14 protein-coding genes are annotated in these 13,020 nt (G+C 71.4%); 6 read left to right on the plus strand and 8 right to left on the minus strand.

Translation table 11 applies throughout. The annotated features are described in order from the left end of the window. Nucleotides 1-55: 55 nt before the first annotated feature. Nucleotides 56-2,287 carry an NADP-dependent isocitrate dehydrogenase gene (locus JGR64_RS00575; protein WP_199374506.1) on the minus strand — a complete coding sequence of 744 codons (2,232 nt, stop codon included), beginning with the start codon at nucleotides 2,285-2,287 and terminating at the stop codon, nucleotides 56-58. A gap of 213 nt (nucleotides 2,288-2,500) precedes the next feature. Between JGR64_RS00575 and JGR64_RS00580 the strand changes: the two genes are divergently transcribed. Genes JGR64_RS00580 through JGR64_RS00590 form a run of 3 tightly spaced genes read left to right on the plus strand, consistent with a single transcriptional unit; the run spans nucleotide 2,501 to nucleotide 4,683 of the window. Further along, on the plus strand, nucleotides 2,501-2,926 hold the full coding sequence (locus JGR64_RS00580; RefSeq protein WP_199374508.1) for a hypothetical protein: 426 nt from the start codon (nucleotides 2,501-2,503) through the stop codon (nucleotides 2,924-2,926). Nucleotides 2,927-2,959: 33 nt separating this feature from the next. Beyond that, nucleotides 2,960-3,547, plus strand: coding sequence for a GTP cyclohydrolase I FolE (gene folE / locus JGR64_RS00585; protein ID WP_199374510.1), 588 nt, complete (start codon nucleotides 2,960-2,962; stop codon nucleotides 3,545-3,547). A gap of 47 nt (nucleotides 3,548-3,594) precedes the next feature. Beyond that, nucleotides 3,595-4,683: a DNA topoisomerase IB gene (locus JGR64_RS00590; RefSeq protein ID WP_199374512.1), complete on the plus strand. Its 1,089-nt coding sequence runs from the start codon at nucleotides 3,595-3,597 to the stop codon at nucleotides 4,681-4,683. 53 nt (nucleotides 4,684-4,736) lie between these two features. Here JGR64_RS00590 and JGR64_RS00595 read toward each other — a convergent pair whose 3' ends face one another. The 4 genes from JGR64_RS00595 to JGR64_RS00610 all read right to left on the minus strand — a co-directional run bounded on the left by JGR64_RS00595 (nucleotide 4,737) and on the right by JGR64_RS00610 (nucleotide 6,541). Continuing rightward, nucleotides 4,737-5,054, minus strand: coding sequence for a hypothetical protein (locus JGR64_RS00595; RefSeq protein ID WP_199374514.1), 318 nt, complete (start codon nucleotides 5,052-5,054; stop codon nucleotides 4,737-4,739). Between the two features lie 69 nt (nucleotides 5,055-5,123). Beyond that, a complete protein-coding gene (locus JGR64_RS00600; protein WP_199374516.1) occupies nucleotides 5,124-5,549 on the minus strand; it encodes a barstar family protein in 426 nt (141 codons plus the stop codon). Next, the gene (locus tag JGR64_RS00605; protein WP_199374518.1) at nucleotides 5,546-6,004 is read right to left on the minus strand and encodes a ribonuclease domain-containing protein; all 459 of its coding nucleotides are present in this window, start codon (nucleotides 6,002-6,004) and stop codon (nucleotides 5,546-5,548) included. The genes JGR64_RS00600 and JGR64_RS00605 overlap by 4 nt, the downstream gene beginning before the upstream one ends. Nucleotides 6,005-6,058: 54 nt before the next feature. After that, nucleotides 6,059-6,541 (minus strand): MgtC/SapB family protein, encoded by a 483-nt coding sequence (locus JGR64_RS00610; RefSeq protein ID WP_199374520.1) that lies wholly within the window; start codon nucleotides 6,539-6,541, stop codon nucleotides 6,059-6,061. Between the two features lie 238 nt (nucleotides 6,542-6,779). Here JGR64_RS00610 and JGR64_RS00615 point away from each other — a divergent pair, with 238 nt between their 5' ends. Next, nucleotides 6,780-8,006: a lytic murein transglycosylase gene (locus tag JGR64_RS00615; protein WP_199375124.1), complete on the plus strand. Its 1,227-nt coding sequence runs from the start codon at nucleotides 6,780-6,782 to the stop codon at nucleotides 8,004-8,006. 57 nt (nucleotides 8,007-8,063) lie between these two features. On the opposite strand, the gene JGR64_RS00620 is transcribed toward JGR64_RS00615, so the two are convergent. Then, entirely contained in the window at nucleotides 8,064-8,279 is a 216-nt protein-coding gene (locus JGR64_RS00620; RefSeq protein WP_199374522.1) for a helix-turn-helix transcriptional regulator, read from the minus strand. 29 nt (nucleotides 8,280-8,308) lie between these two features. Further along, entirely contained in the window at nucleotides 8,309-8,926 is a 618-nt protein-coding gene (locus JGR64_RS00625) for a hypothetical protein (protein WP_199374524.1), read from the minus strand. Nucleotides 8,927-9,065: 139 nt separating this feature from the next. Here JGR64_RS00625 and JGR64_RS00630 point away from each other — a divergent pair, with 139 nt between their 5' ends. Further along, nucleotides 9,066-10,772 carry a M28 family metallopeptidase gene (locus JGR64_RS00630; protein ID WP_199374526.1) on the plus strand — a complete coding sequence of 569 codons (1,707 nt, stop codon included), beginning with the start codon at nucleotides 9,066-9,068 and terminating at the stop codon, nucleotides 10,770-10,772. Between the two features lie 3 nt (nucleotides 10,773-10,775). Here the strand turns inward: JGR64_RS00630 and JGR64_RS00635 are convergent, their stop codons facing one another. After that, nucleotides 10,776-12,230, minus strand: a complete 1,455-nt coding sequence (locus JGR64_RS00635; RefSeq protein ID WP_199374528.1) for an Hsp70 family protein — start codon at nucleotides 12,228-12,230, stop codon at nucleotides 10,776-10,778. A gap of 121 nt (nucleotides 12,231-12,351) precedes the next feature. Here JGR64_RS00635 and JGR64_RS00640 point away from each other — a divergent pair, with 121 nt between their 5' ends. Continuing rightward, a complete protein-coding gene (locus tag JGR64_RS00640) occupies nucleotides 12,352-12,972 on the plus strand; it encodes a DUF938 domain-containing protein (protein WP_233348288.1) in 621 nt (206 codons plus the stop codon). Nucleotides 12,973-13,020: the final 48 nt, after the last annotated feature.

Consider the following 13,020-nt stretch of genomic DNA (forward strand, 5'->3'; position numbering starts at 1 on the left):
ACGGGGCACAGGCGCGAATTCGGCGCGCGGCAGGGCCGCGCGCCGGTGGCGGGGCTCAGCCGGCCAGTGCGTCCAGCGCGCGGTTGAAGGTCGCGCTGGGGCGCATGGCGGCCGCGGCCTTGGCCTGGTCGGGGCGGTAGTAGCCGCCGATGTCGACCGGCTGGCCCTGCACCGCGGCCAGCTCGGCGACGATCGCCGCTTCATCGCGCGCCAGCGCTTCGGCCAGCGGCGCGAACGTCGCCTTCAGCTTGGCGTCGTCGCCCTGCGCGGCCAGCGCCTGTGCCCAGTACAGGGTGAGATAGAAGTGGCTGCCGCGGTTGTCGATGCCGCCCAGCTTGCGCGACGGCGACTTGTCGTTGGCGAGGAACTCGCCGGTGGCCTTGTCCAGCGCGCGCGCCAGCACGCCGGCCGCGGGGTTGTCGCTGTGCTGCGCCAGGTGTTCGAGCGAAGCCGCCAGCGCCAGGAACTCGCCCAGCGAATCCCAGCGCAGGTAGTCCTCGGCCACGAACTGCTGCACGTGCTTGGGCGCGGAGCCGCCGGCGCCGGTCTCGAACAGGCCGCCGCCGGCCATCAGCGGCACCACCGACAGCATCTTGGCGCTGGTGCCCAGCTCCATGATCGGGAACAGGTCGGTGAGGTAGTCGCGCAGCACGTTGCCGGTGACCGAAATCGTGTCCTGGCCGGCGCGGATGCGCTCGAGCGACAGCTTCATCGCGTCGACCGGCGCGAGGATGCGGATATCGAGGCCGGACACGTCGTGTTCGCCGAGGTACTGCTCGACCTTGGCCTTGAGCTGCACGTCGTGCGCGCGCGCGGGATCCAGCCAGAACACCGCCGGCGTGGACGACAGGCGCGCGCGGCTCACCGCGAGCTTCACCCAGTCGCGCACCGCGGCATCGCGGGTCTGGCACATGCGCCAGATGTCGCCGGCGGCGACCGCGTGCTCGAACACCACGCCGCCGTCCTGGTCGACCACGCGCACGGTGCCGTCGGCGGCGATGCGGAAGGTCTTGTCGTGCGAGCCGTATTCCTCGGCCTTCTGCGCCATCAGGCCGACGTTGGGCACGCTGCCCATGGTCGCCGGGTCGAACGCGCCGTGCGCACGGCAGTCGTCGAGCACCGCCTGGTAGATGCCGGCGTAGCAGCGGTCGGGGATCAGCGCCTTGGTGTCCTGCAGCTTGCCGGCGGCGTTCCACATGCGGCCGGAGTCGCGGATCATCGCCGGCATCGAGGCGTCGACGATCACGTCGCTCGGCACGTGCAGGTTGGTGATGCCCTTGTCGGAATCGACCATCGCCAGGCCCGGGCGCTGCGCGGCTTCGGCCTGCAGGTCGGCGCGGATCGCGGCCTGGGTATCGGCGGGCAGCGTGGCGATCGCGGCGTACAGGTCGCCGAGGCCGTTGTCGGCGTTGAAGCCGGCCTGCTCCAGTGCACCGGCGTGCTTCGCCAGGGTGTCGCGGAAGAAGCGCTGGACCACCTGCCCGAACATGATCGGGTCGGAGATCTTCATCATCGTGGCCTTGAGGTGCAGCGAGAACAGCACGTCCTCGGCCTTGGCGTCCTCGATCGCGGCATCCACGAAGCGCGACAGCGCGGCCATCGACATCGCAGAGGCGTCCACGACTTCCCCGGCCTGCACCGCCACCTGGTCGCGCAGCACCGTGGTGCCGCCGTCGGCCTGCAGCAGTTCGATGCGCAGCGCGCCGGCCTTGGCCACGGTGGCCGACTGCTCGCTGCCGTAGAAATCACCGCCGTCCATGTGCGCGATATGCGACTTCGACTCCGCCGACCACGCGCCCATGCGGTGCGGGTGCTTGCGTGCGTAGCCCTTCACCGACGCCGGCGCGCGGCGGTCGGAGTTGCCCTCGCGCAGCACCGGGTTCACCGCCGAGCCCTTGACGCGGTCGTAGCGGGCGCGGATGTCGCGCTCCTCGTCGGTGGACGGATGCTCCGGGTATTCGGGCACGGCGAAGCCCTGCTCCTGCAGTTCGCGGATCGCGGCGCGCAGCTGCGGCTCCGAGGCACTGATGTTGGGCAGCTTGATGATGTTGGCGTCGGGCGTGGTGGCCAGCGCGCCGAGCTCGGCGAGGTCGTCGGCGATCACCTGGCCTGCGGCGAGCCGCTCCGGGAACTGCGCGAGGATGCGGCCGGAGAGCGAGATGTCGCGCGTGGCCACGTCGATGCCGGCGGTGGCGGCGAACGCCTGCACGATCGGCAGCAGCGAGCGGGTGGCCAGCGCGGGGGCTTCGTCGGTCAGGGTGTAGATGATCTGCGGGGTCTTGGGCATGTCGTCTCGCATCCGGGGAATGGGGCGCGCGCGCCGGCGACGGCGCTGCGTGACCCGCCATTGTCGCGCCTGCGGCCCCCGGGGCAAAACCACGTGCGCCGGCGCCCGCCGCGGCGCCACCCGGCAGCCCGTCGCTTCACGCCTGCCAAACCGCGCTGCGCCTAAGGTCGGAATCATCGGCCGTGCCTTTTTTCGGCCAGCGGAGGCCACGAGATGAGCACATTGAAGAAGGACCATGTGCTGGGCGCGGGTAGCGGCGCGCTCGCGGGCGGTGTGGTCGGTGCCGCGGTGGGTGGCCTGGTCGGCGGGCCGATCGGGGCCGCCGTGGGTGCGGTCGCCGGTGGCGCGGCCGCGGCGGTGGCCGGGCACAAGACCGCCGAGGCATTGGACCCGCGCGGCGACCTCGGCCATTTCGAGCAGGTCTACAAGACCACGCCGTACTACATCTACGGCATGACGTGGTCCGACTACGCGCCGGCCTACCGGTTCGGCATCGAGCGCTTCGACAGCCGCGCCGACCTGCTGGCGCTGGAGGCCGACTGGCAGACCGACTCGCAGGGCTCGCGGCTGCTGTGGAGCGAGGTCTTGCCAGTGCTGGAACACACCTGGCGCGAGATGGAAAACAGCCACGTGCGTTAGGATGCCGGTCCCGCCGTCGCAGCGAGCGCCCCCGTGGCAGACCCCAGCAAGCCCACCCGAGAACAGGCCGAAGACGCCGTGCGCACGCTGTTGCGCTGGTCCGGCGACAACCCGGCGCGCGAAGGCCTGCTGGACACCCCGCGCCGCGTGGTGGATGCCTATGGCGACTGGTTCAGCGGCTACGCCGACGATCCGCGCGAGTACCTGGAGCGCACCTTCGAGGAGGTCGCCGGCTACGACGAGATGATCGTGCTGCGCGACATCGAGTTCGAAAGCCATTGCGAGCACCACATGGCACCGATCATCGGCCGCGCGCACGTGGGCTACCTGCCCGACGGCAAGGTGGTCGGCATCAGCAAGCTGGCGCGCGTGGTGGACACGTTCGCGCGCCGCTTCCAGGTGCAGGAAAAGATGACCGCGGAGATCGCCGCGGTGATCCACGACGTGCTGCAGCCGCGCGGCGTGGGCGTGGTGGTGGAAGCCACCCACGAGTGCATGACCACGCGCGGCATCCACAAGCGCGGCGTGAGCATGGTCACCTCGACCATGCTGGGCGGCTTCCGCGACGATGCGCGCACGCGCGCTGAATTCCTGCGTTTCGTGGGCGACATGCGCCGCTGAGGCCTGTCTTGATCGGCTGCTCACGACGGCGCGCATAGCGTCGCCGGATGCCTGCAGCCCGCGACGCCGCCGACAATCCCGATGCGGGCGCCGCCAAGGCCGCCGGACTGGTTCACGTCAGCGACGCCGAACCCGGCATCGCGCGCCGCCGCGCCGGACGCGGCTTCAGCTACCGCGATGCCGCCGGCCGCACCGTGCGCGATGCCGACACGCTGGCGCGGATCCGCGCGCTGGCGATTCCGCCGGCCTATGTCGATGTCTGGATCTGCGCCTCGCCGCGCGGCCACCTGCAGGCGACCGGGCGCGACGCGCGCGGCCGCAAGCAGTACCGCTACCACCTGCGCTGGAGCGAGGTGCGCGGCGACGGCAAGTTCGAGCGCGTGGTGGCGTTCGGCGAGGCGCTGCCGCGGCTGCGGCGCCGGCTGCGCACCGACCTGGGCCTGCCCGGATATCCGCGCGACAAGGTGCTGGCGATCGTGGTCGCGCTGATGGCCGACACCCTGGTGCGCGTGGGCAACGACGCCTACGCGCGCAGCAACCGCTCCTATGGCCTGACCACCCTGCGCAACAGGCATGTCGCGTTCCTCGCCGGCGGCCGCGCACGGCTGCGCTTCCGCGGCAAGGGCGGCCAGGACCACGACATCGAACTTGACGACCGCCGCCTGGCCAGACTGGTGCGCGGCGTGCAGCAGCTGCCGGGGCAGCAGCTGTTCCAGTACCGCGATGACGACGGCGCGCCGCAGCCGGTGACCTCCGACCTGGTCAACGACTACCTGCGCACCGCGATGGGCGACGACTTCACCGCCAAGGACTTCCGCACCTGGGGTGGCACCTTGCACGCCACGCGGCTGTTCGCCGCCACGCCGCCGCCCGAAGGGCGCGGCGCAAAGCCGCCGGCCGAGCGCGCGCTGGCGGCGGCCGAAAGCGGGGTGCTGGCCGAAGTGGCCGGGCTGCTCGGGAATACGGTGTCGGTATGCCGCAAGGCCTACGTGGATCCGACGGTGCTGGCCGCCTGGCGCGACGGCCGCCTGGCGCGCCTGGTGCGCGACGCGCGCGGCGCACGCCAGTGGGAGCAGGCGACGCTGCGCCTGCTGAAGTCGGCGCGCGGACGCAAGGCAAAAAAATCCCGCCCTTGATGGGGCGGGAACGCGACTTCGATCCCTTGGAGAGAGAGGGGCGCGTCAGCGCCTCATGAAGTCGGGGGAGGGGGCGCCGTTTCGCGGATCGGATCTTCGGGGGACGGCGGCGCCGGCTGCGTCTCGTCCACCGGCGGTGCGGTGGGGTCGACCACCGGTGGCAGGCTGGGATCGATCGGCGGCGGCAGCATCGGGTCGGTGGGCGCCGGATCCACCATCGGCGCGGGTTCGGGGGCGGGTTCGCTTACCGGGGGCGACTCTGCGGCCGGGACTTCGTCCACGGTTGTGTAATCGGTGTTCGCGTCCTTGCAGGCGGCGAGCGACAGCGACATCGCAACCGTGATCGCGGCAGTCAGTGCCAGACGTGGCATGCGCGGTTCCCCGTACTGAAGTGGACGCCAGTATCCGGGCGCGTTTGTCTGCAACGCGTCGTTTTATTGCTAAGACGGTGTGGAGACGACCGGCAGCAGTGCCCAGAACGGGACGCCTGCGGCGGCATGCTGCTTCGCCGCCTCGTCGAGGATGTCGAGCAGCGTGGCGAAGTCGCCGGGCGCGCCGTCGCGAAGGTCGCCGCTGTGGTCGAGCAGCAGCAGCATGCCGTGCCGCGCTGGCAGCCAGGACAGGTCGCCCAGGCAGTCGGCCAGCGCGTCCCAGTTTCCGCCGAACCACTCCGGAAACAGCAGGCCGTCGGCCATCGCCTCGAGCAGCGCGGGCTTGTCCTCGGCGTTTTCGAGGTTGATCGCGACCACGGCGAAGTCGAGCGCGGTCGCGGCCTCGACCAGCGCCGCGCGGTCGCGGGCATCGACGAAGTAGCTGCCGGCCTGGCTGGCATCGGCGAGCAGGGCACCGAGCTCGACGTCGGTCATGGCGTATCCCCGGTGCGCTGGAAGGCGCGGAAGCTGCCGTAGTGGTCGGCGGTGTAGTACCACTCGCGCGGCGGGTCGCCACCTGTGACGATGCGCCGCGCGCCGCGGTCGCGGGCGCCGGGGGTGGCCACGGTGTATTCGCGGTAATGGCCGCGTGGCTGCTGCGGCAGCAGACGCTCGCGGTTCTGGAACACGCCGCCGTCCTGGCGATGCGGGAACGGTCCACCGCGGTCGATCAGGGCGAGCGTGTCGAAGGCTTCGGGCGGGAGGAAGGCATGCGCCGGTGCGCGCGCCGGCGCGTCGCGCGCGCCGGTGGCCATGTTGCCGATGCCGTCGACGGCGACCTCGCGACCACCGTGGTCCACCACCTGCCACAACGCCACCAGGCACAGGGCTGCAGCAAGCCACACCCAGGTACTGCGTCGGTGTCGGCCCGCATTGCGGTTGACAGCCATGGCCGACTCCTCGACGGGAGGCCCGATGATGCCGCAATCGCGGCGTTGCCGCCCTCAGCGCGGCGGTTCGTTGCTGGCGGTGCCGATGCGCGTCTCCACCCGTCGGAACAGCGCCAGCACCACCACGCACAGCAGCGACGCGCCCAGCGCGAGGATGTAATGGCCGAGACCGGCGGCGATGCCGATGGCCGCGGCCATCAGCAGCGAGCTCGCGGTGGTGAGCCCGTGCACCTGGTCGGCGCCGCGCGCGCGCAGGATCGCACCGGCGCCGACGAAGCCCACCGCCGCCACCACCGACTCGATCAGCCGTCCCGGATCGATGCGCAGCAGGTCGCGGTAGTGCTCCTGCGCGAAGTGTTCGGCCACCACGTCGCCCAGCCCGACGATCAGCGCGGCGGCGCCGGCGATCATCATGTGCGTGCGCAGGCCCGCCGCATGGCGGCCCATCTCGCGTTCGATGCCGAGCACGCCGCCCAGCGCCATGGCCGCGGCCACGCGCACCAGGATCCACAGTTCATCGCTTGCCCAGGCGTCCATTGCGCGACCTCGTTGCTCGAGTGAGCGGTGATGGAAACGCAGCGCGGGTCGGTTGGCCGTGAATGTCGCGTGCGGGGCGTACAGGTGGCGATGCCTACAATCCGCCGAGGCCATTCCGGAGCGTCCGATGCGCATCATCCCCACACTGCTTCCGCTGCTGCTGGTCCTGCAGCCGGCGTGCGCGCAGGTGGCGCAGCCAGCGCAGCCCGCGCCTCCCGCGGGTGGCGCAACCGCCGCCATGGTCGTGCCCCAGCCCGTATCGACGTCGCCACCGGCGCCCGCTGCCGCGCAACCTGCCGCCAGCGAAACCGACCTCGCACATTTCCGCAGCTGCATGGCCGGCCTGCGTGCCAGCGCCGCGGGCAAGGGCGTGGACGCCGCCGCCTTCGACCGCCTCACCGCGGGACTTTCGCCGGACATGGGCGTGCTGCCGCTGCTCGACCAGCAGCCGGAGTTCACCACGCCGATCTGGGACTACCTGGCCGCGCTGGTCGACACGCAGCGCGTGGCTGATGGCCGGGCGATGCTCGCCGAACACGCCGCCACGCTGGCCCGCGCGCAGGCGACACATGGCGTGGACCCCGCCACGGTGGTCGCGGTGTGGGGCGTGGAGAGCGATTACGGCAAGAGCTTCGGCAAGCGTCCGCTGCTGGTGTCGCTTGGCACGCTGTCGTGCTTCGGGCGCCGGCAGGCGTTTTTCCAGGGCGAGTTCATCGCCACGCTGCAGCTGCTGGCCGCGGGCGACCTGCGGGACCCCGGCATCACCGGCTCCTGGGCGGGCGCGTTCGGGCACACGCAGTTCATGCCCACGACCTACCAGCGCATCGCGGTGGATTTCGACGGCGACGGACGCCGCGACCTGGTTGGCAGCATTCCGGACGCGCTGGGTTCCACGGCGAACTACCTCAAGCGCGCCGGCTGGCGCAGTGGCGAGCCCTGGGGCTACGAGGTGGCGCTGCCGCAAGGCTTCAATGCCGCGCTCGCCGGTCGGACAAACCGCAAGCCGCTGTCGGAGTGGCAGGCGTTGGGCATCAGGCGAATCGACGGCCGCGCCATCGACGGCGTGCCCGCGGACGCGCGCGCCGCAGTGCTGCTGCCGGCCGGTACCAGCGGGCCGGCGTTCGTGGTGTTCAAGAACTTCGACGCGATCTATTCGTACAACGCGGCGGAGAGCTACGCGCTGGCCATCGCGCACCTCGCCGACCGCCTGCGCGGCGGCGGCGTGTTCGCCACGGCCTGGCCGACGGATGACCCGGGCATCGGACGCGCCGAGCGCCGCGAACTGCAGCAGCAGCTGCTCGCGCGCGGGCATGCGATCGGCGAGGCGGACGGCATGGTCGGCACGCTGACGCGGCGCGCGATTGCCGCCGAGCAGGCGCGGCTGGGCTTCACGCCGGTCGACGGACGCCCGGGGCTGCGCATCCTGGTGGCGTTGCGCGCGGAGAAGACGCCGCCGACGCCCTGAGCCGGTGAGTCCAGCGCATGGCCGCGGCGACTGCCGCGGCACCACGCTGGCCCGTGCTCACGGTTGCTTCCAGCGGAACACGTCCTCCACGCCCACGCCGAACGCGCGCGCGATGCGGAACGCGAGCTCCAGCGACGGCGCGTAGCGACCCGCTTCCAGCGCGAGGATCGTCTGCCGCGTGACCTGGCAGGCATCGGCCAGCTGCTGCTGGGTCATCTCGCCATGCGCCAGGCGCAGGCGGCGGATGTCGTTTTCTAGCGGTGTCCCGGCCATGCGTCAGCCCCGCGCCCGCGACGCGCGAATCACCACCGGTCGCGCCAGTACATCACCGCGATCGCCGCGCACTCGACCAGCCAGCCGAGCATCAGCACCAGCACCAGCAGGTTGCCGATCACGAAGTGCGTGGCCCACTCCAGCCGGTCCGGCGGCGAGATGCCCAGCAGCACCGCGACCACGATCACGCCGCCGATGAGCGCATGGCGCCCCCAGGCCGCGCCGCGGGTCTCGATGGCGCGGTCGCGCTCGTCCTCCTGCACGCGGTCCTTCCAGCGCGAGGCCATCAATCGCCCCAGCACGCTCCACGCCACCAGCAGCAGCACCAGGTTGGTGGCCACGCGCCGCGACTGCGCCAGCTCGCCGAGGCGGAACACCTCGGCGTGCGAGACGAAGTAGAGCGTGGCCGCCAGCATGAAGGCGAATCCGATCCACGCGCGCCATTCGCCGGGCGACACGCCCTGCTCGAACTCGCCGCGTGGAACCGCAGACACCGCGTACAGCGCCAACCACGTGCAGCCGACCAGCAGGGTCATGCCGATACCGCCGATGTCGTAGCCGAACACCCGTCCGCTGCCCAGCAGCAGCCAGAAGCCCGTGCCCGCCACCGCGAGAAGCCCGATCCATCCCCAACGCCCGATGCTCACAACGCCCTCTCCCTTGGCTCGATGTAAAACATTCTTTACATCGGGTGGGCGTCATGTCAAATGCTTTTTACATCCGGACGGGCGGGCCATGCCGTCCGGGGAGCACAATGCAGGCCTTCTGCAGAAACGGATGACGCCCATGGCGCGTGTAGCTGGTCTCCTGGTGGTCGCACTTGCGCTTGCCGCGTGCGCCGTCCCCGAGCCTCGCGACGCGGCGGCAGACGCTGCGGACGCGCGCGCTGCAGGCGCGCCGGTCGCCGCGGTCAGCAGCGACAACCTGGCCGCGCACCTGCGCGCGCTGGCGTCCGATGAGTTCGAAGGCCGTGCGCCGAATACCCCGGGCGAGGACAGGACCGTCGCCTGGATCAGCGCCGAGTTCGAAAAGGCCGGGCTTGTACCGGCGGGCGACAACGGCGGCTGGACGCAGGCGGTGACGCTGGAGCGCAGCGAGATCGATGGCCCGGTCAGCGCCTCGTTCAACGTCGCCGGCCGCACCCGCGCGCTGGCCAACGGTGACGACATCGCGGTGGAAACCCTGCACCCCGCCGGCAGCGTGGCCATGCGCGAGGTGCCGCTGGTGTTCGCCGGCTACGGCATCACCGCGCCGGAGCTCGGCTGGGACGATTACGCCGGCATGGATGTGCGCGGCAAGATCGTGGTGGTGCTGGTCAACGATCCGGATTTCGAGACCGCGCCGGGCAAGTTCGGCGGGCGCGCCATGACCTGGTACGGCCGTTGGGCCTACAAGTACATCGAAGCCGCAAGGCGCGGCGCCGCGGGCGTGCTGATCGTGCACGAGACCGCGCCGGCCGCGTATCCGTGGACCACCGTGCGCAACGGCCGCGCCGCGCCGCAGTTCGACATCGTGCGCAGCGATGCGGCCACGTACCACCTGCCGGTGCGCGGCTGGATCCAGCGCGAGGTCGCGACGCGCCTGTTCGCGGATGCGGGGCTCGATTTCGACACAGAGAAGCACCGTGCGCAGCAGCCCGGCTTCCGCGCGCAGCCGCTTGGCGACGCGAAACTCTCGGTCGCGTTCAACGTGAAGCGGGACCGCATCACCAGCCGCAACGTGCTCGGCCTGCTGCCCGGCGCCACGCGGCCGGACGAGACCGTCATCGTCTCCGGGCACTGGGACAGCTTCGGCATCGGTGCGCCGGACGAGAGCGGCGACGCGATCATCAACGGCGCCGTCGACAACGCCACCGCCATCGCCTCGATGATCGAGATCGCGCGTGTCATGAAAGCCGGCCCGCCGCCGGCGCGCAGCGTGCTGTTCGTCGCGCTGACCGCGGAGGAGAGCGGGCTGCTCGGCGCCACCTGGTACGCGGCCAACCCGGCGCGGCCACTGGCGACCACTGCCGCCGCGATCAACATGGAGATGTGGAGCCCGGACGGACCGACGCGCGACATCTCGAGCTGGGGGCTGGGCAAGGTATCGCTGGAGCGCGACCTGCAGGCGGCCGCGCAGGTCGAAGGGCGCATGTACTCTTCGGATCCGAATCTCGAAGCCGGCTTCTTCTACCGCGCCGACCATTTCGCGTTCGCGCAGGCCGGCGTGCCCGCGATCACCGTGGGCCCTGGCATGGACCAGCTCGACGGCGGCGTGGAAGGCGGCAAGGCGGCGCGCGCGGACTACTTCGCCAAGCGCTACCACCAGCCCGGCGACGACTTCGACGCCAGCTGGGACATGCGCGGGCCGACCGCGGATACCGAAGTCGTGCTGCGACTGGTGCGCACGGTGGCGGATACCAGCGCGTGGCCCGCGTGGGACGACGGCAGCGAGTTCCGCGAGGCGCGCGAGCGGAGCGCATCGCAACGTGCGGCGCCATCTCCGCGCAGGTGAGCCTCAGTCGGCGGCGGCGGCAGCCGCGCGCGCGAGGCCGGTCACCACGCCGAGCGACGCGTCACCGCGCACGATCTCCACGCCCGGGAATACCTCGCCCACCAGCGCCGGCACGTACGGCGAACGCGACATGCCGCCGGTGAGGTAGACCACCTCGGGCGCCTCGATCGCGCCGGCGCTGGCCTCGCGCAGCAGCGCGCGCAGTTGCGCAAGGAACGGCCGTTCGGCGGCGGCCGCGAGGTGCGTGCGGTCGATGTCGCAGGCCAGCCCCGCCTCGATGTAGTCCAGGTCCACCGTCACCTGCTCAACGCCGCTCAGTTCGATCTTCGCCCGCTCCACCGCGCGGTTCAGGCGCACGGTGTTGCCGGCCTGCTGCAACGCCATCAGGCGCGCGCCATAGGGCGCCTCCACCTCGTCGAAGATCGCCTTGTGGAAGTTGGCCTGCCGCTGCAGGTCCTGCACGTGGGATGCCTCGTAGTAGCGGTGCACGGCCGTGCGGGTGACGTTCTTGCCGAACAGCGGCATGACGCCGCGCATGCTCAGCTCGAGGTCCACGTCGGTGCCGCCGACCGGCTCGCCCCACGCGCCGTGGATCACCGGCGCCGGCGCATCGCCGCCCACCAGCGCCAGCGCCATGTCGGTCGTGCCGCCGCCGATGTCGAGGATCATGGTGCGGCAGGCGCGCGCGCTGCGGCGGTGGAAGTCGTAGGCGGCCGCGGCCGGTTCCTCCAGGAACTCGACCGCTTCGAATCCGGCCGCGTGCGCGGCATCGGTGAGGATCTCCAGCGCCTGCACGCCGCCGGCTTCCTCCATGGAACTGCGGAAGCGCACCGGGCGGCCCATTACCGCCGAGTGCACGTCCGTGCCCAGCTGCGCCGAGGCCGTGGTGCGGATGTGGCGCAGCACGTGCGTGGCGATGCCCAGCAGCACGTCGCGCGCATGCGACTCGAGCTTGTAGCCGAGCATCGATTTCGGCGAGACCACCAGGTGGCCTTCGCCGGCCGCGAGGAACGCATCCACGGCCTCGTCGCCGTACAGCGCGTCATCCAGGTCGGCCCTGGCGTCCATGGCCTGGCGGACCTCGCCGGCCACCCAGTCGCGGCGCACGGCGGCGATCGCCGCGCGGCGGAGTTCATCGTCGCCGCGCCGGCGCATGGTCGGGACCTGGGCCAGCGCGGCGTCGCGCTGGTGCACAGGCAGCGCCATGGCCGACTGCCGCAGGCGCTCGAGGCGCGCGATCTCGCGCGTCTGGTCGGCGCGCGCGCTGGTCATCCAGCGCGTCACCTCGTCCTGCAGCGCGTCGGTCAGCTCGAAGTGGTGGATGTCCGGCAGCCGCTGCGGAAAGAACGCCGTGGTGCGGAACTGCGCCTGGTCGCCGAAGCGGATCAGCTGCACCTCGCCGTCGACGACGGCCCCCGCGGCCGAATAGCTCGTGCCGAAATCGATTCCGATCCGCATGTCCAACGCCTGCCCATCCATCTACGCCCGCCATTGTGACGGCGCGGCGCCTCGATGCCGAGCGTCGGCCGCCGTTGTGGCGCGAGGTTTGTATGCTGGCAGCGCCCGGATGGACAACGCCATGCACCACGACGCCGCCAAACCCCACGCACCCTCCTGCGACCGCAACCGCGAACCGATCCTTGCCGTCCTGCGCGAGCACTTCGCCGACCGCAGCCGCGTGCTCGAGATCGGCAGCGGCACCGGCCAGCACGCGGTGCATTTCGCCGCCGCCATGCCGTGGCTCACCTGGCAGGCCTCGGACGTGGCGGACAACCTGCCCGGCATCCGTGCCTGGCTGGACGAGTCGGGCCTGCCCAACACGCCGCCGCCGCTCGTGCTCGACGTGCTGCAGTCGCCGTGGCCCGCGATCGACGCCGATGCGGTGTTCACCGCCAACTCGCTGCACATCATGGGCGTCGATGCGGTGGAGGCGTTCTTCCGCGGCGTCGCGCGGGTGCTCGCGGGCGCGCACGGCGGCACGCTCGTGGCCTACGGCCCGTTCAACTACGCCGGCGCCTACACCAGCGACAGCAACCGCGATTTCGACGTGTGGCTCAAGGCCCGTGACCCGCGCTCGGGCATCCGCGATTTCGAGGTGGTCGACGCATTGGCCACCGCGGCCGGCCTGCGGCTTGCCGCTGACGTGGCGATGCCGGCCAACAACCGCTGTCTGGTGTGGCGCCGGCCCGCATCCGCGTGACGGCAGCCAGATCGGCAATCGGAACCTCGGCTCGACCGATCCGGCAAA

The sequence above is a fragment of the Luteimonas sp. MC1572 genome (genome assembly GCF_016615815.1).
Lineage (GTDB): Bacteria > Pseudomonadota > Gammaproteobacteria > Xanthomonadales > Xanthomonadaceae > Luteimonas.

Coding starts and splice junctions, on each gene's coding strand:
- JGR64_RS00575 (WP_199374506.1), bottom strand. CDS start 2,287: ATGCCCAAGACCCCGCAGATCATCTACACCCTGACCGACGAAGCCCCC.
- JGR64_RS00580 (WP_199374508.1), top strand. CDS start 2,501: ATGAGCACATTGAAGAAGGACCATGTGCTGGGCGCGGGTAGCGGCGCG.
- JGR64_RS00590 (WP_199374512.1), top strand. CDS start 3,595: ATGCCTGCAGCCCGCGACGCCGCCGACAATCCCGATGCGGGCGCCGCC.
- JGR64_RS00595 (WP_199374514.1), bottom strand. CDS start 5,054: ATGCCACGTCTGGCACTGACTGCCGCGATCACGGTTGCGATGTCGCTG.
- JGR64_RS00600 (WP_199374516.1), bottom strand. CDS start 5,549: ATGACCGACGTCGAGCTCGGTGCCCTGCTCGCCGATGCCAGCCAGGCC.
- JGR64_RS00605 (WP_199374518.1), bottom strand. CDS start 6,004: ATGGCTGTCAACCGCAATGCGGGCCGACACCGACGCAGTACCTGGGTG.
- JGR64_RS00610 (WP_199374520.1), bottom strand. CDS start 6,541: ATGGACGCCTGGGCAAGCGATGAACTGTGGATCCTGGTGCGCGTGGCC.
- JGR64_RS00615 (WP_199375124.1), top strand. CDS start 6,780: ATGGTCGTGCCCCAGCCCGTATCGACGTCGCCACCGGCGCCCGCTGCC.
- JGR64_RS00620 (WP_199374522.1), bottom strand. CDS start 8,279: ATGGCCGGGACACCGCTAGAAAACGACATCCGCCGCCTGCGCCTGGCG.
- JGR64_RS00630 (WP_199374526.1), top strand. CDS start 9,066: ATGGCGCGTGTAGCTGGTCTCCTGGTGGTCGCACTTGCGCTTGCCGCG.
- JGR64_RS00635 (WP_199374528.1), bottom strand. CDS start 12,230: ATGCGGATCGGAATCGATTTCGGCACGAGCTATTCGGCCGCGGGGGCC.
- JGR64_RS00640 (WP_233348288.1), top strand. CDS start 12,352: ATGCACCACGACGCCGCCAAACCCCACGCACCCTCCTGCGACCGCAAC.